The organism is Niveispirillum sp. CC-CTL257, from assembly GCF_059489915.1.
Window position 1 is genome coordinate 601607 of sequence record NZ_JCAJXE010000003.1, and the last position, 19508, is coordinate 621114.

A 19508-nucleotide genomic window follows, 5' to 3' on the forward strand; every position below is an offset into this window, starting at 1 on the left:
CAACAGAGTGTCATCATGGGTAAGGCGCGGCGTTCCTTGTCGGCATTGGCAGTTGTCGTGTTGGCCTTCACCCTGGGGCTGGCCGGACCACAGGCGCAGGCCGACCGGCCCGGCAACCTTGCCGCCTGGACCCGCCCCGACAGCGCGCCCTACCCTGCCGATAACCCCTTCTCCGACGCCAAGCTGGAACTGGGCCGGCGCCTGTTCAACGACATGCGCCTGTCCGGCGGCAATTCCATGTCCTGCGCCAGTTGCCATGACCCGGCCAAGGGCTTTTCCGATGGTCGTCCCCGCGCGGTGGGTGAAGGCGGACAGGCCGGCCCTATGCACACGCCCACCTTGTGGAACCTAGCCTGGGCGGAACAGCTGTTCTGGGATGGGCGGGCCGGCAGCCTGGAAAAGCAGGCCCTTGGACCCATCGCCAATCCCATCGAAATGCACCAAGACTTGGCCGCCCTGCCGGCGGAACTGAAGGGCGACCGGGACCTGGAGGCCGCCGTTGCTCGCGCCTTCCCGCAGGAGCCGGTGATCAGCCTGGACAATGTTGCCAAGGCCATCGCGATCTTCGAGCGCACGCTGGTATCACCCGTTACCCCCTTCGACCGCTGGGTGGCGGGGGATGAAACGGCCATTCCCGACGCTGCAAAGCGCGGTTTCGCCCTGTTCGATGGCAAGGCGGCGTGCAGCAACTGCCATAAGGGCTGGGCCTTCACGGACAGTGCCTTCCACGATATCGGCCTGCCCGCCACGGGTCCGGGGCGTGGTGGTGTGGTCGGGCATGTCGAGCTGGCGAATAGCTGGAAAACGCCGACCCTGCGGGAGATTGGCCGTACCGCGCCCTATATGCATGATGGCTCCATCGCCGATCTGAAGGATGTACTGCGCCATTACGTGAACGGCGTGGTGCATCGCCCCACCCTGTCACGCGACCTGCCGCCGCATCTGGACCTGACCGACGGGGAACAGGCCGATATCCTGGCCTTCCTCGACGCGCTGAACGCCGATCCCGCCGCCCTGCCGGTGCATGTGAACGCCGTGGCCGCCACCGATCCCGGCCCTGTCAGCACTGGCCCCGCCCCCGCCCGGCTGGAGGTGACACAACGCAACACGGCTTTCAGTGCCGCCGCCGTCCGCCTACGCAAGGGCGGCACGCTGGTCATTCATAATGAGGATACGCGCGTCCACAATATCCGCGTCTTCGCCGCCGACATGGATTATGACAGCGGCGTGCAGGACCCCGGCCAGTCGGTAGAGGTCCTGTTCGACCATGAAGGCCGCTTCCGCGCCGTCTGCAACATCCATCCCAAGATGAAGATGAGTGTTGAGGTGGTGGAGTAGTACCGTCGGCTTGAAAGCCGGTCGCCAGCCCCCCCGAATTCGGAGACGATGACGGCTCCTCTCCGATCTCAATCGCGTTCATGCAACCAAGTGAAACAGAAAACAGGGGGGTGTTGCATGGCCCATGGGCTACGCCACCCCGAAAGCCTGTGGCTCGGACTGGCGGTGGACATGGGCGTGGCGATGATGAAGCCATGATAGCAAAGAGAGGGTCGGAAGTCAGCAATTCCGCCCGGCCCGCGCGATAACGACCTTTTGATTGTGGCCCCCGGTGAACGTGACGGCCTACCTTCGCCAGGGGCTTGTGAGCTTCATCTGATACTCAAAAACGGCGCCTAACCTACAAAGGCCAGCAACGGCTCCCAATCGGCACGCAAATCCGTTGCGCGCTTGGCCTTCTGGTCGAACAGGGTCAGGCCGTCGGCGGCAAGGTCGGTATACATCTGGCTGTCGCGCAGCCGCGCCACCACCTGATGCCCCGCCCCAGCCAGGAACGTATCCAGGCGATCTGCCGCCTTGGTGCGCGCCCGCATGCGGTTGCCGACGATGGCGACCGGCACCTTTGCCTTGGCGATGGCCTTCACCTCTTCCAGCTTATCCAGGAAACGGGCCGTCGCCGCCTCATCAAATGCGCCGGGCAGGACGGGCAGCACCACGATGTCGGACATGCGGATCAGGTCCTCCACATCCTTGGGCCGCATGGCCGCCGGCGCATCAATGACCAGCCGGCCTGTGCCCGATGGCGGCTTGCCGATCTCTTTCACCCAATCCAGCCCCTGGATGGCGGCCGCCGTATCCGGCCGCGTCTTCAGCCAGCCCAGCGAGGATTTCTGCCGGTCCAGATCGGCCAAAGCCGTCTTGTGCCCATGGCCCGCGAAGAAGGCGGCCAGATGCGTGGCAATGGTGGTTTTGCCGACGCCGCCCTTGATGTTGGAAACCAGGATGGTGCGCATGTTATTTCCTCTGCAACGAAGGACGGGGATCAGCGATCCTCCGCCTCTCCTTCCGCATCCTGCCAGAACGGCTTGGCATCCGCGAACCGGTGCCAGTCCGCGACGATATGTTCTTCCAGATCATGCAGGCCGCGCGCGTGCCAGCCCGTGACCAGACCGGCCCCCAGCCGCCAGGCCGGCGGCAATGTCTCGCCGCCTGTCCGCTCCAATTCCGCCACCAGCTTGTCCACCGTGGCGACATCCTGCAAATGGCCCAGATGGTCCTGCAAGGTGGACAGTTCTTCCAGGAACCGGCGCAGGGCCTTGCCCTCATAGAGCGAACGGAAGAAATCCGCCGCATAGCGCAGCTTTTTCAAGGAGATACGCAGCTCATGCCGGGGTGCCGCGGCCAGCTTGGCAAAGCCCCGTCCCCGCTTGCGCGCCTGTTTATGCCGCTTGCCCAGCAAAGCACCCGCCATTTCCGTGACGGGGGACAGCAGCAAGGTCGATTGCTCGCTGACCGGCTGGTTGCGCCATTGCCGGCCATCGACCCAGGCTGCCAAATCCAGCAGCAGGGCGGTATGGGCCGGATCGGCCAGGGTGTTGCGGACCAGCGCGTAACCGCGTTCCCGTGCCGCCCGCGCCGCCATCTCCAGTTCTGCCAGACCCGCATGGCCCGGCAGGGCCGTGGCGACGGGGTGCAACAGGTCACCCAGGAACACATCCCATTCCCGCGCCGACCCCAGGGCGTCGGCCAGCGCCTTCACGCGAGGCCCCAGATCATCCAGTTGATCGGCCGGAATGAAGGGCCGGAATATCTGCAGGGCGGAGCGCAGGCGGCGCAAGGCCACGCGCATCTGATGCACCCCCTCCGGGTCCTGCCCCAGGCGCGTCACCGGCTCATTCGCCATCAGATGGCCCAGGCAGTGGCGAACGATGCCGGACAGCGCCTCTTCCACCGTCGCTTCCGGGTCCAGGGTCAGCTTTGACGCCTTCACACTGACCGGCGTGGCACCCGATGACAGGGCATAACCGCGCGCCGATTTTGTCTGCATCTCCAGCCGTACCGGCACATCGGCATGAATGGCGCGGGCCAGATCATACAGGGCGGCGGTGTCGGTGCCTTCCGACAGTTCCAGTTCCAGTTCATGCACGGGTAGGGCCAGACCGCCGGGGGCAACAATCTCCCCGTAATCCAGCGCCACCTCAATAGTGATGCCGGGGCGGGGCGACAGGTGGCGGATTTGTCGGCGGATACGGGTCTCGAACACCGGCACCAGATCGTCATTGCCCACACCGTCCAGACCATCCAGCACGCTGGCATCGGGCAGCAGCGACAGGTCGGGGCGCGGATGCGCCACCTCCACCTCCCACTCACCGCGCACCAGGGCACCGGCACCCGCCTGGGGTGCGGATTTCAGGGTCTGGATCAGCTTGCGGCCAACACGGCGGACGCGCAGCGACAGGCCATTGGCCAAAAACCGCCGGTCCTCGGTATCAAAGTAAATGCTGTCGAGCGACTTGACCTTCGGCTTGGCGATGGTGTCAGAGAGGCAGCCAAGCCCCCGCAGCCGGTCCATATCGGATGGCGCCACCGCCAGTTTCAGTTCAATCTCCAACCCGGACATGACGCACCACACACATGGCAAAACACGGCCGGCGGGCTGATTCGCCCCGGATTCCGGTCGTTTCAAACCGACGATGACAATTCCGTGAAACGCTGTCTATCGCAGCAGCCGATTTTTTTGCACATGTCCCCGCCTTGCCTGTGTGTTGAAAGGCCGCGCGCAATGGTGTTTCCTGCCGCCCGGTATTTCATGCCCAACGCATCCTGACGGGGACCTTCTACATGCGCTTCCAGACCCTCGACACCATCGATGTCACCGGTAAGACGGTGCTTGTCCGCGCCGACCTGAACGTGCCTGTCGCCGATGGGCAGGTGACCGACACGACCCGCATCGACCGTCTGATCCCCACGCTGAAGGAGATCGCGGCCAAGGGTGCCAAGGTTGTCGTCATGTCGCATTTCGGCCGCCCCAAGAATGGCCCCGACACGAAGAACAGCCTGCGTCAGGTGGTGCCTGCTGTAGAAAAGGCGCTGGGCGCCCCGGTCGCCTTTGCCGAGGATTGCGTGGGTGAGAAGGCGTCGTCCGCCATTGCCGCCCTACCCGCCGGCGGCGTGCTGATCCTGGAAAACACCCGCTTCCATGCGGGTGAGGAAAAGAACGATGCCGATCTGGCCAAGGGTCTGGCGGCCCTGGGCGATATCTATGTAAACGACGCCTTCTCGTCGGCCCACCGTGCGCACGCCTCCACCGAAGGCATCGCCCACCTGCTGCCCAGTGCGGCGGGCCGTCTGATGCAGGCGGAACTGGAAGCGCTGGGCAAGGCTCTGGCAGTACCTGAGCGTCCCGTCGCCGCCGTGGTTGGCGGAGCCAAGATTTCCACCAAGCTGGACCTGCTGCTGAACATGGTGTCGAAGGTCGATATCCTGGTGCTGGGCGGCGGCATGGCCAACACCTTCCTGTTCGCGCAGGGCGTGGCCGTCGGCTCCTCCCTGTGTGAGCGGGACATGGCCGATCAGGCCCGCGCCATCATGGAAAAGGCCGCCGCTGGTGGGTGCGAGATCGTGCTGCCCGTCGATGGCCTGATGTCGCGGGAGTTCAAGGCCAATGCCGATCACCGCGTCACCGCCGTCACCGATATCCGCGATGGCGAAATGATGCTGGATGCCGGCCCCGCCACGGTCGAACTGGTGGGCCGCAAGCTGGAAGGCGCCAAGACCCTGGTCTGGAACGGCCCGTTCGGCGCGTTTGAGCTGGTGCCGTTCGACAGCGCCACCAACGCCGTGGCCGCCATCGCCGCCAACCTGACGGCGCAGGGCAAGCTTCTGTCGGTGGCCGGCGGTGGTGATACCGTCGCTGCATTGGAACATGCCGGTGTCGCGTCCCGCTTCTCCTATGTCTCCACGGCGGGCGGTGCCTTCCTGGAATGGCTGGAAGGCAAGGAACTGCCGGGCGTCGCGGCGCTGGAAAAGCACGCCTGACTGCTTCGCTCTATTGGCAAACAAAAAGGGGGCCGGAAGGCCCCCTTTTTCATTCATGGCTTTTAGGGCTGCGGCCATGCGTCCGATTGGCTCCTGCGGTGTTGGTGACATGTTTGTGTCATCAACCCCAAACGGAGGGCCGATCATGCCGCCCCTGGTCCGTTTCATGCTGCGCCACGCCGCCATGGGCTTTGCCCTGGGGCTGGTTGTTGCCGCCATCATTGTCGCCACCGACGCGCTGCATCTGCGCAGTCTGGCCATGGCCACCCAGATGGGCTGGCTGGGCTTGGGCGTCTTCTGCTTTCTGACGGGACTGACCATCGGTTCCCTGCAAATCGGCTTTGCCGTGATGCTGCAAGGGACCGGCGATTATCGGGATGGTCCCGGCGGCGGGCACGGGGCCCGGCTGGTGCCGATCCCCGTGCGGGTCCACCGCCGGCGGTAGCCGTCAGGCCTTCTGCACGACCCCATCCACCCGGCGATTCAGGCCCAGCGGATTGTCACGCTTCAACGCCGCCGGCAGCAGGGCATCGGGGATGTCCTGATAGCAGACGGGGCGCAGGAAGCGGTCGATGGCCAGCGACCCGACCGAGGTGCTGCGCGGGTCGCTGGTGGCCGGGAACGGGCCGCCATGCACCATGGCGTGGCAGACCTCGACACCCGTGGGCCAGCCATTGGCCAGAATGCGACCCGCCCGACGCTCCAAGGTCGGCAGCAGGGTGGCGGCGACGCCATGGTCGCCCTCGTCCAGATGCACCGTGGCCGTCAACTGGCCCTCCAGATGCTCCAGCACATCCTTCAGCACGCCCAGGTCAGGGCAGCGGATGATGACAGAGGAAGAGCCGAACACTTCCGCCCCCAGCGCGTGGTCGGACAGGAAGTCGGCAGCGGTGACGGCGAACAGGGCACCCGCACCCTTGTTGCCTCCAACCTCGGCCACGCGCGCCACCGTCGTCACCTTCTCATGGCCGGCCAGGGCGGCCACACCGGTGCGGTAGGCCTGACAGATGCCGGGCGTCAGCATGGTGATGGGGGCGACATTCGCCAGGGCGGTGGACGCGGCGGCGATGAACCGCTCCAGGTCTGGCCCGTCCACGGCCAGGATCAGGCCGGGATTGGTGCAGAACTGCCCCGCACCCATGGTCAGCGAGCCGACGAAAGCCGTGCCCAACGCCTCCGCCCGCACCGACAATGCTGCCGGCAGCAGGATGACGGGGTTGATGCTGCTCATCTCCGCATAGACGGGGATGGGTTCGGGGCGAGACTGGGCGATGCGGATCAGGGCCTGACCGCCACCACGCGACCCAGTGAAACCAACAGCCTTGATGCGCCAGTCGGCGACCAGGGCCTGACCGAATTCCCGCTGCGTGCCCGACAGCATGGAGAACACACCTTCAGGGAAGCCCAGTTCTGCCACGGCGGCGGCAATCGCCTCCCCCACCAGCTCCGACGTGCCGGGGTGAGCCGAATGCACCTTCACCACCACGGGGCAGCCGGCGGCCAGGGCCGAGGCCGTGTCGCCACCCGCGACGGAGAAGGCCAGCGGGAAGTTGGACGCACCGAACACCGCGACGGGGCCGACGGGAATGTTGCGCAGGCGCAGGTCGGCGCGCGCCATGGGCTTGCGTTCCGGCAGGGCCGGGTCGATGCGGGCACCCAGCCAGTCACCATTGCGCAGCACGGATGCGAACAGGCGCAACTGGCCGACCGTGCGGCCCCGCTCCCCCTCCAGCCGGGCGCGCGGCAGGCCCGTTTCGGCCCCGGCGCGGTCCAGCAATTCATCGCCAATGGCGATGATATTGTCGGCGATCTTTTCCAGCAGGCGGGCGCGATCCTCCGGTGCTGCCTCCCGGAACCCGTCAAAGGCGGCCCAGGCGAGCGCGCAGGCCTGATCGACATGGGCGGGCGTGGCTTGCGCGAAGGCCGGTTCGATCTGCGCATCAGCAGTCGGATCGACGGCCTTGAACCCGGCCTCGGTGGCGATACGGCTGCGGCCGATCAGCAAATTGCCATGCAAAGACATCGCACACTCCCGCTTTGTCGGTGTTTCCTCCGGAGGTCCCCGGTCAACCGGGGCCAATCGGGCGGTATTGTTACCGCTAACCGCGCCACCCTGGCAAGCGACATGGTGGGGAGGCAGCATAGCGTGATCGGATGACGGATGTGGGGGGCTAAAACACAAAAAGCCGGCAAGCCCGGGGCGGCTTTCCCCTTACCGAAAAGTTTCGGTAAGTTCTTCTGAAGAAGATTTGAAAGTCGCCACCAGCTTCCGGCCTGTCACCGCCAAATTAAATTGGCAGGAGATGGTGCCCCGAGTCGGATTTGAACCAACGGCCTACCGCTTACGAAGCGGTTGCTCTACCGCTGAGCTATCGGGGCGCCGTCGCGGTGAAGTGGGCGGGGTTATAGCCAAGGGATTTGAGGTTGGCAACAGCGAAATTCGCCTGATCAGCCGATTATCATCGTCAAGCGCCGCATGGCACCAATGCTTGTATCGTTCCGGGGGCGAACCGGTTGGCGATGCCGGCACTCAGGCCGGTTGTTGGAGGAATGATGACGGAATGGGTGGTGCCGCTGGTCCTGTGCGCGGCCCTGATGCATGCGGGATGGAACAGTCTGCTGAAGGGTGGGGGCGACCGGCTGGTGGGGATCACTATGCTGAATGTCTGGTGCGCCGTCGCCGGTCTCGCCCTGTTGCCGTTCGTGCCGGCCCTGCCGGTGGCGGCCTGGCCCTATCTGGCGGCGTCGCTGGCCTTTCATACCGGCTATCAGCTGTTTCTGGTCCGCACCTACAGGCTGGGTGACCTGTCACAGGTCTATCCTGTGGCGCGCGGGGCCGCCCCGCCCCTGGTGGCGCTGGTCGGGTTGGTCTTGGGCACCGATCCGTTGAAGCCGGTGGAAGGGCTGGCAATCGTCCTGATCGCAGGCGGCATCGCCACCCTGGCCCTGCGCGGCGGAGCGGCATTGCGTGCCGATCCACGGCCGGTGCTGATGGCGCTGGCGACCGCCTGTTTCATCGCAGGCTATACCACCGTGGATGGCCTGGGGGCGCGTGCCGGCGGCCATGCCGTGGCTTATACGGTTTGGCTGTTCATCCTAAATGCCCCGCCCATGGTGGCGCTGGCTTGGGCACGGCGGGGCGGGGCCGGGCTTTGGCAGGCAACCAAGGCCGGGTGGCGGCGCGATCTGGTGGGCGGGGCACTGGCCATGTCCGGCTATGGCATCGCCATCTGGGCCATGACCCACGCCCCCATCGCGCTGGTCGCGGCACTGCGTGAAACCAGCGTCATCTTCGCGCTGCTGATCGCGCGCCTATGGCTGAAGGAACCGGTGGGCCGCTGGCGCACCGGCGCTGCCCTTCTGGTCCTGGCGGGGATCGCGACGCTGCGATTGGGCTGATATTTTAACGGTAATGTGCCGCCAGTTCGTTAAACAGGCGCGTGTAATAGGCGTCGGTATCCTTCACCCGCACCATTACCTCTACATTCCCGGCCCCGTCTGGCAGCAGAAGGCCGGCGCCGATCCCTGTGCCTTCCGTCACGATATGTGCCTGGGCGCGGACCGTCTCGAACAGATCGGGATGGAACAGGCCCGCCACCGCCGTGGGGTCATGCAGGAACGCCCCCTCCGTATGGAATTTCGGCTTATCCAGGTGATAGGGCGCGTGCAGCATGCGCGCCACCTCCTCCCCGAGCCGGGGCAGGGCACGGGCGGCAGCCAGCCGGGCGGGGGTCGAGATCAGCTGATGCGTGACATCGGCCGGGGCCAGCAGCACCGGCACCCCGCCATTCAGCACCGATTGCGCCGCCGCGGCATCCATCCAGAAATTGAACTCCGCAAATGGCGTGACATTGCCCCGGCGCACGAAATTCGGCGGCAGCGGCCCAAACGACCCACCCATGGCGACAATCCGCCCGATGCGGGTATAGGCATCGGGTGCCCTCGCGCGCAGCAGCGCCAGATTGGTCAGCGGTCCCGTGGCGAGGATGGTGACGGTCCGCACCGGCATGGACCGCAGGGTCTGCGCCATCCAGCCGACCGCATCATGGGAAACAGCAGACCGGGTGGACGGAGCCAATACAAGATCGCCCAGGCCGGATTCGGCAAAGGCGCCGTCGCCCGGCGGCGGCTCATCCTTGCCCAGCGGTGCCTTAGCCCCTGCATGCACAGGAATATCGGGTGCGCCGACATGGTCCAGGAAGGCCAGGGCATTGGCCGTCGTCCGGTCCAGTGTGACATTGCCATTGACGGCGCTGATCCCCAGGACCCGCGCCCGATGCGGCAGGGCCAGCACCCACATCCAGGCCAGAAGATCATCGGTGCCGGGATCGCCGTCCAGGATCAGGGGGATCTGCGCGCTCATTCATTCATCCTTTCAACCACAGGCCACAAGAATACGAAGCCTGCGCCCGGAAAGGAAGCGGGCAGCAATTGACCCGCGCCGCGATCCATGTCCATTCTTGATAAATATCAAGAATGCGCCCTGGGAGGGATCCCTGTTTCAAAGCCGCATCTTCACCGGCTGGTTCGTTGGCATGCTCGGCCTGTGGCTGATCCTGTTTACCACCTTCAATGACCTGGGTTTCCTCGTCGGACACTGGTATTACCCGGCCATCATGGTACTGGGCGCATTCGTGGCAGGGCTGACGCCGGAAGGCGGCGGAGCTGTGGCCTTTCCCGTTCTGAACATCTTCCTGTCCGTCGACCGCACCATGGCGCGCGATTTCAGCTTGATGATCCAGAGCATCGGCATGACCAGCGCCAGCATCTTCATCCTGTCCCATAAAGACAACGTTATCAGGGACTACAGGCCCCTGCTGGCCTTCATCCCGGTCTGTTTTGTGGGCTTTATCGCCGGCATGCTGCTGTTGCAGTCGCTGCCCGTCTATATCATCCAGGCCCTGTTCCTCAGCCTGATCACCACCTTCGCCATCGCCTATGTCTGGAGCGACCATCGCGGTGACCGGCCCCGTCTGGAAGCAGCGGGTTGGCGGGATCATGCGCTGCTGGGTCTGGTGCTGATCGTCGGCGGCCTGTGCGCCAGCCTGTTCGGCACCGGCGCTGATATCGTGATCTACACGCTGCTGGTCACCCGTTTCCGCATGAAGGAAAAGGTGGCGACCCATATGTCCATCATGCTGATGGCCGCCATATCCATCCTTGGCTATGCCTACCGGCATTTCCATGATGCCGGCCTTACGGAATATCAGGTGCGGACCTGGCTGTGCGCCTATCCGGTGGTGTTGTTCATGGCACCGTTCGGGGCCTATATCCTGGCCAAGATCAATGTGGAATGGATGCTGCGCGGCGTTGTTCTGTTGAATATCGGGCAGTTGGCCTATTTCAACCTGAACAACCCGTCGCTGGCCAAGGTCATCTGGTCCGCCATCTTCTGCGCCATCCTGATGACGATCTTCAGCCTGTCCCTATCCCGACTGACCCGCCGCCGAAGCGAAGAGGCGGCGGTGGAGAAGACGGCGGCGCAGGAGGCCTGATCCGAGAGTTTGTTTTGTCGTGTGTTTGACGGTTTGAATGTTTCCATTCAAACCGATCAAACTCTACGCCACCAGCCGGTTATGCCCACCGGCCCGCGCCGCGGCCAGCCGTTCATCGGCCAGCCGCGCCATGTCGGCAGGCCCGTCCATGCCGGGCTGATAACGGGCCAGTCCGGCCGACAGGGTGATGACCCCGTGCGGGCTTTTCTGATGCGGCAAGGCCAGACCCGCCACATCCTCCAGCAGGGCGCGCACCCGCACCTCCAGCGCCACCGGGTCGGTTTCGGTCAGGATGATGGCCGCCCGCGCGCCGCCATGGCGGTAAACACGGTCCCCCTGCCCCACCTGCCGGGCCAGCACCCGGAAAAGGGTGCGCAGGATCTGATCGCCCGCCGCCTCGCCATAGGCACTGTTATAGGCCTGGAAATGGTCGATATCGGCCAGAAGCAGGGCGAAACTAGCCTTGCCCTGGCGCTGGGCCAGATCAAACACGCTGCGCAGATCGGCATCAAAGGCGCGGCGGTTATGGGCACCCGTCAGGGCGTCGTGCAGGCTCCACTCTTCCAGCTGCTTATTGGCAGCGTCCAGTGCCTCTGTGCGCAGCGCCACCTGTTCGGCCAGACTGTCGCTCGCCTCACGCACACGCACCGCCATATCCTGGAAGGATCGGGCTAGCAGGCCGATCTCGTCCTGCGTCGCCGTGGGCAGCGGCGTTTCCCCATCGGCGACGGCCGCATAATCCCCCGCCGCCACCCGTTCAGAAGCGTTCTTCAATTGCAGGATCGGGTCCGCCACCTGCCGGCGCAGCAGAACGAAAACCAGCACCAGCATGGCCAGGAAATAGGCCGTGCCCATGGCCATGATGGCGCTGGCCGCCTGATGCGCCTTGGCCGCCACCAGCGCCTTGGGATAGCGGGCCACAAACCACCAGTCGGGACCGTCCAGGCGCGTCACGGCCAGATAGGCATCGTCCGCCACGTCATCGACGATCCAGACATTCTCGTCGGGGCCGGGATCGCTCTTCCGCCGTTCCACGCTGTCACGGATCAGGGCATGGGTACGCAGCAGGCCCTCATCCCCCAGCTTTTGCAGATTGATGGTCGCCAGTTCCTTGCGCAACCGATCCATCCACAGCGGATGCGCCACCAGATGCCCGTCCGCCGCCATCACGAAATTATATGATCCCGGCAGGTGATCAGTGATCAACCGGTCCATCAGATCATTGACCAGCACATCATGACCGGCATTGATCAGATGCTTGCCCTGATAATCGACCGGCAACTGATAGGTCACCATCCAGGCCTTGGCCGTGTGGTCATGGTAAAGCGGTGTCCAGACGGCGTGACGGTTGGGATTCTCCTTGAACATGGTGGACCGGACGACGGAAAAGGCCGTCATGTCCAGATCGGCCTCCACCTCCCGCCCCCAGGCAAAGGCAGGCCAGAACATGATCATGGCGTTTTCCGGCGTGCTGATCGTCGTATTGATGAAACGATTGTGCCAAGCTGGACCGTATTCAGCCAAAAGGTGATAAGAGAGGACGAGACGGCGTTTCAGTTCATCGGGAATATCGCGCTGATTGGCACCAATGAAACCCGACATGCCGGCCCGGCGGATACCATCGGGGCCGACAATGCCGTCGAAATATTGTTGCCGCAGGCGCGTGGCCCCATCCGCCCCCGGTTCGAAGAACGTCGCGAAACCGGGGTCCGGCAAGATCGTCGGATCGGCATAAAGCGCGAGGAACCGGTCGCGGAACAGCGCCATATTGGCAGCGGCCAGCTGGAAAATGGCACTTTCGGTGCGCCCGCGTTCCAGAAGATGCGCCTTCAGACTGTCCAACGCTTCCCGTTCTTCCCGGTCGTAAATGGTTGAATAGCCGATGGCGGTCAGGGCCAGCACGATCAGCATGGACCAGCCGGCCAGCCGCACGACGAAACGGCCCAGCAAAGTTCCGGACAAGCCTGACAAGACCGCCGGCCATCGCCATCCTGCCATCACCTGTCCCATGCGCCACCCGCTCCGCCGCATCCACCGGGGAGGAGGTTATCTTTGTATGTTTCCTGCGGTCAACACGGGAAAGCGAACTGTGACCAATCGGGACAATTTATTACATAGGATTGTCAGTGCGTGGCAGGAGGCGCCTTGGGTGCCGGCATGTCGCCCTTGATCATGCCCTTGGACCGATAGAATCGTTCGGCACCCGGATGCAGCGGGATAGGCAGCGCCGACAGGGCCGTGGCCAGCTGGATGGACTTTCCGCGCGGATGACCATTATCCAGCATCGACCGCGTCTGTTCGTTCCACAGCGCCGCCGTGATGTCATGCACCAGATCGGATTTCAGGTCGCCCCGCACCACCCAGACGCCACCAACCCCCAAGGTCCGCGTGGTCGGCACCCCTTCATAGGTGTCGGCATCGATGCGGGTTTCCGTGAAATGCGGCATGCGCTTCATCAGTTGCGCTGCGCGGGCATCGTCGAACGGGACCAGGGCAATGGGCACGCGCCGCGCCAGATCGGCAACGGCCGGCAACGGATAACCACCAACAATCAGGAACGCATCCAGTTCCCCGGCCTCCAGCCGGTCACCGCCGGCGGCGGGGCTGAGATAGAAAGGCTTCACCGTCTTTTCAGACAGGCCATATGTCGCCAGCAAGGCGCGCGCCGTTACCAGCGTGCCCGACCCCTGCTCACCCAGGGCCACCCGCTTGCCCTTCAGGTCGGCGGGCGTCTTGATGCCGCTGCCGGCGCGGGTCACCAGATGAATGGTTTCGGTGTAGAGGTTGGCGATGGCGCGCAGGTCGGGATAGGCTGTTTTCTGAAACGGGTCCTGCCCATTCATGGCCAGATGCGCGATATCGGCCTGCACCAGCGCCGATTCCAGGCGCCGCGACCGCATCAGGCCGATATTCTCCACCGCCCCCGACGTCGCCTGCGCCACCACGATCAGGCCCGGCACACCACAGGCCCCGCCCCGGTCACAGGGGCGCGATCCCGGCGGGTTGGACACCGCATTGGCCAGCAATCCGCCGATCAGGAAATAGGTGCCGCCGGTCGTGCCGGTGCCGATCTGGAAAAACCGCACCTGCTCCGACGCGGCGCGGGCTATATCCGGCACGGCGGACAAGGCCAGAAAGGCCACCCCACCGGTCAGCATGTCACGTCGTCGCAGGAAACCAGACTTCCTGTCGGTTTCGGGCGGGACGGTTTGCGGGGGTTCGGCTGGATTGGGCATGGCCTAGGCGCCCTTTCCCTTGTGGCTTACGACCCTGTCATGGTGCGCCTGCCGAACAATGTTCGCAACCGGAACGGGGACGAAATGGTATAGGCCGCGACAAAAGTCGGGGCCGTGTGGCCGATATCCAACGGTTTTTGTCACAGAACATTCAAAAGCATCAAAAGCCCCAACAGGGCGATGCCGCCACCGGCCACGCGCGACGCCTTACCCCCGCCGATCTGGTACAGCGTGGCCGACAGGCCGACCCCCGATGACAGGACCAGAACGCAGCCCATCAGCATGCCGGGCCAGAACAACGCGTTCCCCGTCGCCGGCCCGCCCCATTGCGATAGGCTGATCCCATGCAGGGTGCCCACCGCCGCTGCCATCACCAGCCCAACCACAGCCGGCAGGGTAAAGGTCGCCGCCAGCAACCCGCCCAGCACGATCAGCGACGCTTCCAGTGCCAGACCGGCGAAGGGCAGGTGCAACCCGGCCCGCGTGATCAGCCCCGCAATGATTCCGGCAGCCAGCGCCAGACCGGCCCCCGCCCCCGGCGTCCCCCGCCCCTGCATGTCCAGCCAGAGTCCCAATCCCAGCAGGCCGAACAGATGCACATAGGTCAGAACCGGCCCCGCAATGCCGGCGGACAGGCCGGGCGGAACCGACGCGGCGTGGGACAGACCGGGTAACAAAATCAGAGTCAGGACAAGAGCGGCGGTGACGCGCATTCGGCAAATCCCGGCATCGTTTCCTGCCCTTGATGGCCGCAAGCGGGGGGCCGGGTCAAGGCTTGCAAGCAGGGGATAAACGGCCATGCGCGGGGCATTGCCCCCTACCCCCGCGTAACGCATCGCGCTATGTAGGGAATGGATGGCCGAACGGGCGACCGACCGGAGATTGGGAAGATGAAGCTTTATGGTGTCGTGCTCAGCCCCTATGTCACCCGGGTCCTGCTGGCGATCCGGTACAAGGGCCTGGACATCCCCGTGGTGCCGCCGCCGGGCGGCGGGCTGAAATCGGCCGAATATCTGGCCATCAATCCTTATGGCAAGATGCCGGCCCTGGATGCGGGTGGGGCAACCATCATCGAGTCCGAGGTAATATGCGAATTCCTGGACGAACGCTTCCCGGATAAGCCCATCCTGCCCGGCAGCGACCTGGAGCGCGCCCGTGCGCGCATCATCAGCCGGGCCGCCGATCTTTATATCCTGCCCGCCCTTCTCGGCCTGCTGGGCCAGATGAACCCCGCCACCCGCGATGCGCGTCTGGTGGGGGAAAAGCTGGCGGAGCTGAAGCGGGGACGCGACGGGCTGGAAACCTTCATCGACGGCCCCTGGTGCATGGGCGACCGTTTCACCCTGGCGGATTGCGCCATGGTCCCGGCCTGTTTCTTCCTGGAAAAGTTCCTGCCGGCCTTTGGCGGCATCGACATGTTCGCCGACCATCCGCGCATGGGGGCGGTATGGCGCCATGCACAGAATGACCCGATGGTGGCAGCGCTTCTCAAGGAAATGAACGGCGCTTTGGATGATTTCATGCGCCGCCGCGCAGCCAATGGCTGAGGCCTGGCACCATACTTGATCTGTAAACCGGCCCCATCCGATTATTGACCCGTTCCCGGCCTTGGGCGCATGGTGCCGCCCCTGGTCCGCGCGCGCCTGCGCCCGTGGGCACGGCATCCATAGACACGAACGCGATCAAGCGGAACAAAGGACGGGAACGAACATGGTGAAGACGGTGAAGCTGGCGGTATCGACCGCCGCGACCATCGCCCTGCTGGTTGGGGCCGCACATGCCGATGAAGGCATGTGGACCATCGACAATGTGCCGACGGCGGCCATTGCCAAGGCCACCGGCTTCACGCCGGACGCCAAGTGGTTGAAGAAGGCGCAGCTGTCCTATGTGCGTCTGGCCGGCGGCTGCTCAGGCAGCTTCGTATCGGGTGAAGGTCTGGTGATGACCAATCATCATTGCGTCGCCGACTGCATCGCCGAGCTGTCTTCCGCTGAGAAGGACTATCAGGCTGACGGCTTTCTGGCCAAGACCCGCCCCGAAGAGAAAAGCTGCGCCGGGATCGAGATCAACCAGCTGGTTGAAATCACCGACGTCACGGCGCAGGTCGAAGCCGCCACCGCCGGTAAGACCGGTCAGGACTTCGCCAATGCCCGCCGCACGGTTCTGGCCGATATCGAGAAAAACTGCGCCGGCGGCGACGCCAAGCTGCGCTGCGACGCTGTAACCCTGTATCAGGGCGGCCGCTATAACCTGTACAAGTACAAGCGTTACCAGGATGTGCGCCTGGCCTTCGCCCCCGAAGCCTCCGCAGCTTCCTTCGGCGGCGACCCCGACAATTTCAACTTCCCCCGCTACGCGCTCGATATGTCGCTGCTGCGCGTTTACGAGGATGGCAAGCCGATCAAGAGCCCGAACCATTTCAAATGGTCGACCGAGGGCAGCAAGGAAGGCGATGCCAGCTTCGTTATTGGCAATCCCGGCTCCACCAGCCGTCTGCGCACCATCGCCGAACTGGAATTCGTGCGCGACAATGTCGCCCCCTCGTTCCTGTTCTGGGCGCAGGAGCGTCGCGGTCGCCTAATCGAATTCGGTCGCGAGAATGCCGACCGCAATCGCGAGGCCTTTGATGATCTGAACAGCATCGAGAATTCCATCAAGGTCTGGAAAGGCCGTCAGATGGCGTTGGCCGACAAGGAATTCTTTGGCGGCAAGGTCAAGGCCGAGCAAGAGCTGCGCGCCAAAATCGCTGCCGATCCGAAGCTGGCGGCCCAGGTCGGCGACGCGTTTGAGCAGATCGAGAAGGCCCAGGCCCGGTACGTGCAGCTGTACCAGCGCCTGATCCATCTGGAGCGTATGCGCGCCTTCGACAGCGTGCTGGCTATGAATGCCCGCCTGCTGCTGCGCGCCGGGGATGAGCGTCTGTTGCCGTCCGGCCAGCGTCTGCGCGAATATGGCGACAGCCGCCTGCCCGCCCTGAAGCAGCGCCTGTCCAACCCAGCCCCGGTTCATGCCGATCTGGAAGTCGCCCTGCTGACCTTCTCGCTGACCAAATTCCGCGAGCAGTTCGGCCCGGATGACGCTCTGGTCAAGGCCGTGCTGGGCAAGCAGTCGCCCGATCAGGTCGCCGCTGCTGCCGTGAAGGCCAGCAAGCTGGGCGACCCCGCCGAGCGTCTGCGCCTGTTCGAAGGCGGCAAGGCCGCCATCGACGCGTCGGACGATCCGATGATCAAGCTGATGAAGGTCGTGGACGCCGCTGCGCGCGCAGCCCGCAAGTCAGTGGAAGAGGAAGTGGACGCCGTGGTCGAACAGGCTCAGGCCCGCATCGCCAAGGCCCGCTTCGCACTGTATGGCGACAGCGTCTACCCCGACGCCACCCTGTCGCTGCGCCTGTCCTATGGCAAGATCCAGGGATGGACGGAGCTGGATGGCACCGAGGTCAAGCCCTACACCACCATCGGTGGCCTGTATGAGCGTGACACCGGCGCCTTCCCGTTCGACATGGCCAAGAGCTGGGACGACGCCAAGGGCAAGGTTAACATGGCCACGCCCTACAACGCCGTCTCCACGAACGACATTATCGGCGGCAATTCCGGTTCCGCCGCCATCAATGCCAAGGGCGAAGTGATCGGCCTGGTCTTCGACGGCAATATCCACAGCCTGTCGGGCGACTATGGCTATGAGCCCAAGCGTAACCGCACCGTCATGGTCGATGTACGCGGCATGTCCGAGGCGCTGCGCAATGTCTATGGCGCGCAGCATATCGTGAAGGAACTGGGCCTGAAGTAAGGGCCAGGGTTCCGTCTTAAGCAAAGGCCGTCAGGAGCGATCCTGGCGGCCTTTTTGCCTTTCCGGCCCCGACAGCGGCATCATGGCCGGCGCTTTTTCTTCTGCTTGTCCTTCTGCACCTCATTCACCACGACACCGGCTCCGGCACCGGCCAGCCCGCCCAGGGCGGCGCTGCCGACGCTGCCGCCCAGCACGGCGCCCGTGCCAGCACCGATCAGGGCACCGCTGGCGGCGCGTTCCTGCATGTTGCTGCCACAGGCGGCCAGGGTGAAGGTCAAGGCGAGGCCGGCAATTCCGGCCCTGGCATAGGCGATCGACATGGTCTTCTCCATCGCAAGTGGCGGATGAAGGATGAACATCATCGGCCACCCGCTTGTTCCCGCGCATCCTCCCCATGTCACCGCGTCATGGCACCGGTCTTTTGTCGTAAAGCGCCTTGCGACGAATTGATTTTTCTCAATAAAATCAAAGCGTTTGCATTTGCGGTATTATAATACCGTTTTGCAGCCCCTTGCATCTGCTGCATTTTTTGCTTGCCGCGAAGGGCGATTGGCCGTACATCACCATCCGCTTCGGTGCCAGCCCGGTGGTTGGCGCCTTCATCCGTATAAGCCCGAGTGCTCCGATGAAGACCTTTAACCTGAAGCCGTCCGAGATCGAGAAGAACTGGATTCTGATCGATGCGGAAGGCGTTGTCCTGGGTCGTCTCGCCAGCCAGATCGCCCTGATCCTGCGCGGCAAGACCAAGCCCACCTATACCCCGTTCCTGGATTGCGGTGACAATGTCATCGTCATCAATGCCGAGAAGGTCGTCCTGACCGGCAACAAGCGGAACGACGCCATGTTCTACTGGCACACTGGCTTCCCGGGCGGCATCAAGGGCCGTTCCGCCGGTCAGATCCTGGATGGCCGCTTCCCCGAGCGCGTCATCATCAAGGCCGTTGAGCGCATGATCAAGCGCAGCCCGCTGGGCCGCCGTCAGATGGGCAACCTGCGCGTTTACGCCGGTGCCGAGCATCCGCATGCCGCGCAGTCGCCGGTGGTGTTGGACCTCGCCGCCAAGAACGCCAAGAACAAGCGGAGCGCCTGATAAATGGCCACGATCAACAGCCTCGCTGACCTGAAGGCCGGCGCTGCCGCCGCCTCCGTCGCCGCTGCCCCGGCCGCTCCGGCCGAGCCGAAGCTTGACGCTTTCGGTCGCGCCTACGCCACCGGCAAGCGCAAGAACGCCGTCGCCCGCGTCTGGGTGAAGCCCGGCACCGGCAAGATCACCGTGAACGGTCGCGAACTGGCGGTTTATTTCGCCCGCCCCGTGCTGCGCATGATGATCAACCAGCCGTTCCAGATCACCAGCCGCATCGAGCAGTTCGACATCGTCGCCACCGTTTCCGGTGGTGGTCTGTCGGGCCAGGCCGGTGCGCTGCGTCACGGCATCTCCAAGGCCCTGACCTACTTCGAGCCGGGCCTGCGTCCGCCGCTGAAGGCCGCTGGCCTGCTGACCCGCGACAGCCGCGTGGTCGAGCGTAAGAAGTACGGTAAGGCCAAGGCCCGCCGCAGCTTCCAGTTCTCCAAGCGCTAATCACGCTTGGCCCCGGTTCGCCGGGCTCAGTACGGAGAAGGGGCGTTCCTTGTGTGGGAACGCCCTTTTTCTTTGCCTGATCGTCGGTGCGATGCG

The 19508-nt window shown here is 64.3% G+C and carries 17 protein-coding genes and 1 tRNA gene; 9 read left to right on the forward strand and 9 right to left on the reverse strand.

Annotation, left to right across the window (positions count from 1 at the left end; translation table 11 throughout):
• Positions 1-15: 15 nt before the first annotated feature.
• The gene (locus ABC729_RS19435; RefSeq protein ID WP_495609262.1) at positions 16-1338 is read left to right on the forward strand and encodes a cytochrome c peroxidase; all 1323 of its coding nucleotides are present in this window, start codon (positions 16-18) and stop codon (positions 1336-1338) included.
• A gap of 335 nt (positions 1339-1673) precedes the next feature.
• Here the strand turns inward: ABC729_RS19435 and ABC729_RS19440 are convergent, their stop codons facing one another.
• Entirely contained in the window at positions 1674-2291 is a 618-nt protein-coding gene (locus tag ABC729_RS19440; RefSeq protein ID WP_495609263.1) for a ParA family protein, read from the reverse strand.
• A gap of 29 nt (positions 2292-2320) precedes the next feature.
• Entirely contained in the window at positions 2321-3898 is a 1578-nt protein-coding gene (locus tag ABC729_RS19445; protein ID WP_495609264.1) for a CYTH and CHAD domain-containing protein, read from the reverse strand.
• A 221-nt stretch (positions 3899-4119) separates the two neighbouring features.
• Here ABC729_RS19445 and ABC729_RS19450 point away from each other — a divergent pair, with 221 nt between their 5' ends.
• Positions 4120-5316, forward strand: a complete 1197-nt coding sequence (locus tag ABC729_RS19450) for a phosphoglycerate kinase (RefSeq protein ID WP_495609265.1) — start codon at positions 4120-4122, stop codon at positions 5314-5316.
• A gap of 145 nt (positions 5317-5461) precedes the next feature.
• Positions 5462-5761 carry a hypothetical protein gene (locus tag ABC729_RS19455; RefSeq protein WP_495609266.1) on the forward strand — a complete coding sequence of 100 codons (300 nt, stop codon included), beginning with the start codon at positions 5462-5464 and terminating at the stop codon, positions 5759-5761.
• A 3-nt stretch (positions 5762-5764) separates the two neighbouring features.
• On the opposite strand, the gene ABC729_RS19460 is transcribed toward ABC729_RS19455, so the two are convergent.
• Positions 5765-7339 carry an aldehyde dehydrogenase (NADP(+)) gene (locus ABC729_RS19460; RefSeq protein ID WP_495609267.1) on the reverse strand — a complete coding sequence of 525 codons (1575 nt, stop codon included), beginning with the start codon at positions 7337-7339 and terminating at the stop codon, positions 5765-5767.
• 281 nt (positions 7340-7620) lie between these two features.
• A tRNA-Thr gene (locus ABC729_RS19465) sits at positions 7621-7695 on the reverse strand.
• A 171-nt stretch (positions 7696-7866) separates the two neighbouring features.
• Here ABC729_RS19465 and ABC729_RS19470 point away from each other — a divergent pair.
• Positions 7867-8715: an EamA family transporter gene (locus ABC729_RS19470; RefSeq protein WP_495609268.1), complete on the forward strand. Its 849-nt coding sequence runs from the start codon at positions 7867-7869 to the stop codon at positions 8713-8715.
• A gap of 4 nt (positions 8716-8719) precedes the next feature.
• Here ABC729_RS19470 and ABC729_RS19475 read toward each other — a convergent pair whose 3' ends face one another.
• Positions 8720-9679, reverse strand: coding sequence for a nucleoside hydrolase (locus ABC729_RS19475; RefSeq protein WP_495609269.1), 960 nt, complete (start codon positions 9677-9679; stop codon positions 8720-8722).
• Positions 9680-9851: 172 nt separating this feature from the next.
• Here ABC729_RS19475 and ABC729_RS19480 point away from each other — a divergent pair, with 172 nt between their 5' ends.
• Positions 9852-10811 (forward strand): sulfite exporter TauE/SafE family protein, encoded by a 960-nt coding sequence (locus tag ABC729_RS19480; RefSeq protein WP_495609270.1) that lies wholly within the window; start codon positions 9852-9854, stop codon positions 10809-10811.
• A gap of 63 nt (positions 10812-10874) precedes the next feature.
• Here the strand turns inward: ABC729_RS19480 and ABC729_RS19485 are convergent, their stop codons facing one another.
• From ABC729_RS19485 to ABC729_RS19495, 3 genes are all read right to left on the reverse strand, one after another.
• Positions 10875-12773 carry a diguanylate cyclase domain-containing protein gene (locus ABC729_RS19485; RefSeq protein WP_495609271.1) on the reverse strand — a complete coding sequence of 633 codons (1899 nt, stop codon included), beginning with the start codon at positions 12771-12773 and terminating at the stop codon, positions 10875-10877.
• 161 nt (positions 12774-12934) lie between these two features.
• On the reverse strand, positions 12935-14047 hold the full coding sequence (locus ABC729_RS19490) for a TAXI family TRAP transporter solute-binding subunit (protein ID WP_495609272.1): 1113 nt from the start codon (positions 14045-14047) through the stop codon (positions 12935-12937).
• A 140-nt stretch (positions 14048-14187) separates the two neighbouring features.
• A complete protein-coding gene (locus ABC729_RS19495) occupies positions 14188-14760 on the reverse strand; it encodes a HupE/UreJ family protein (RefSeq protein ID WP_495609273.1) in 573 nt (190 codons plus the stop codon).
• A gap of 177 nt (positions 14761-14937) precedes the next feature.
• Between ABC729_RS19495 and ABC729_RS19500 the strand changes: the two genes are divergently transcribed.
• On the forward strand, positions 14938-15594 hold the full coding sequence (locus ABC729_RS19500; protein WP_495609274.1) for a glutathione S-transferase family protein: 657 nt from the start codon (positions 14938-14940) through the stop codon (positions 15592-15594).
• A 163-nt stretch (positions 15595-15757) separates the two neighbouring features.
• Positions 15758-17833, forward strand: a complete 2076-nt coding sequence (locus ABC729_RS19505) for a S46 family peptidase (protein WP_495609275.1) — start codon at positions 15758-15760, stop codon at positions 17831-17833.
• Between the two features lie 80 nt (positions 17834-17913).
• Here the strand turns inward: ABC729_RS19505 and ABC729_RS19510 are convergent, their stop codons facing one another.
• Positions 17914-18153, reverse strand: coding sequence for a YMGG-like glycine zipper-containing protein (locus ABC729_RS19510; RefSeq protein ID WP_495609276.1), 240 nt, complete (start codon positions 18151-18153; stop codon positions 17914-17916).
• Between the two features lie 305 nt (positions 18154-18458).
• Between ABC729_RS19510 and rplM the strand changes: the two genes are divergently transcribed.
• A complete protein-coding gene (rplM, locus tag ABC729_RS19515) occupies positions 18459-18923 on the forward strand; it encodes a 50S ribosomal protein L13 (RefSeq protein WP_094456741.1) in 465 nt (154 codons plus the stop codon).
• 3 nt (positions 18924-18926) lie between these two features.
• Positions 18927-19412 (forward strand): 30S ribosomal protein S9, encoded by a 486-nt coding sequence (gene rpsI / locus ABC729_RS19520; protein ID WP_292910481.1) that lies wholly within the window; start codon positions 18927-18929, stop codon positions 19410-19412.
• Positions 19413-19508 lie beyond the last annotated feature (96 nt).

What these genes read in the sequence shown, in the direction of transcription:
- ABC729_RS19435 (WP_495609262.1), top strand. Translation starts at nt 16, where the DNA reads ATGGGTAAGGCGCGGCGTTCCTTGTCGGCATTGGCAGTTGTCGTGTTG.
- ABC729_RS19440 (WP_495609263.1), bottom strand. Translation starts at nt 2,291, where the DNA reads ATGCGCACCATCCTGGTTTCCAACATCAAGGGCGGCGTCGGCAAAACC.
- ABC729_RS19445 (WP_495609264.1), bottom strand. Translation starts at nt 3,898, where the DNA reads ATGTCCGGGTTGGAGATTGAACTGAAACTGGCGGTGGCGCCATCCGAT.
- ABC729_RS19450 (WP_495609265.1), top strand. Translation starts at nt 4,120, where the DNA reads ATGCGCTTCCAGACCCTCGACACCATCGATGTCACCGGTAAGACGGTG.
- ABC729_RS19455 (WP_495609266.1), top strand. Translation starts at nt 5,462, where the DNA reads ATGCCGCCCCTGGTCCGTTTCATGCTGCGCCACGCCGCCATGGGCTTT.
- ABC729_RS19460 (WP_495609267.1), bottom strand. Translation starts at nt 7,339, where the DNA reads ATGTCTTTGCATGGCAATTTGCTGATCGGCCGCAGCCGTATCGCCACC.
- ABC729_RS19470 (WP_495609268.1), top strand. Translation starts at nt 7,867, where the DNA reads ATGATGACGGAATGGGTGGTGCCGCTGGTCCTGTGCGCGGCCCTGATG.
- ABC729_RS19475 (WP_495609269.1), bottom strand. Translation starts at nt 9,679, where the DNA reads ATGAGCGCGCAGATCCCCCTGATCCTGGACGGCGATCCCGGCACCGAT.
- ABC729_RS19480 (WP_495609270.1), top strand. Translation starts at nt 9,852, where the DNA reads ATGCTCGGCCTGTGGCTGATCCTGTTTACCACCTTCAATGACCTGGGT.
- ABC729_RS19490 (WP_495609272.1), bottom strand. Translation starts at nt 14,047, where the DNA reads ATGCCCAATCCAGCCGAACCCCCGCAAACCGTCCCGCCCGAAACCGAC.
- ABC729_RS19495 (WP_495609273.1), bottom strand. Translation starts at nt 14,760, where the DNA reads ATGCGCGTCACCGCCGCTCTTGTCCTGACTCTGATTTTGTTACCCGGT.
- ABC729_RS19500 (WP_495609274.1), top strand. Translation starts at nt 14,938, where the DNA reads ATGAAGCTTTATGGTGTCGTGCTCAGCCCCTATGTCACCCGGGTCCTG.
- ABC729_RS19505 (WP_495609275.1), top strand. Translation starts at nt 15,758, where the DNA reads ATGGTGAAGACGGTGAAGCTGGCGGTATCGACCGCCGCGACCATCGCC.
- ABC729_RS19510 (WP_495609276.1), bottom strand. Translation starts at nt 18,153, where the DNA reads ATGTCGATCGCCTATGCCAGGGCCGGAATTGCCGGCCTCGCCTTGACC.
- rplM (WP_094456741.1), top strand. Translation starts at nt 18,459, where the DNA reads ATGAAGACCTTTAACCTGAAGCCGTCCGAGATCGAGAAGAACTGGATT.
- rpsI (WP_292910481.1), top strand. Translation starts at nt 18,927, where the DNA reads ATGGCCACGATCAACAGCCTCGCTGACCTGAAGGCCGGCGCTGCCGCC.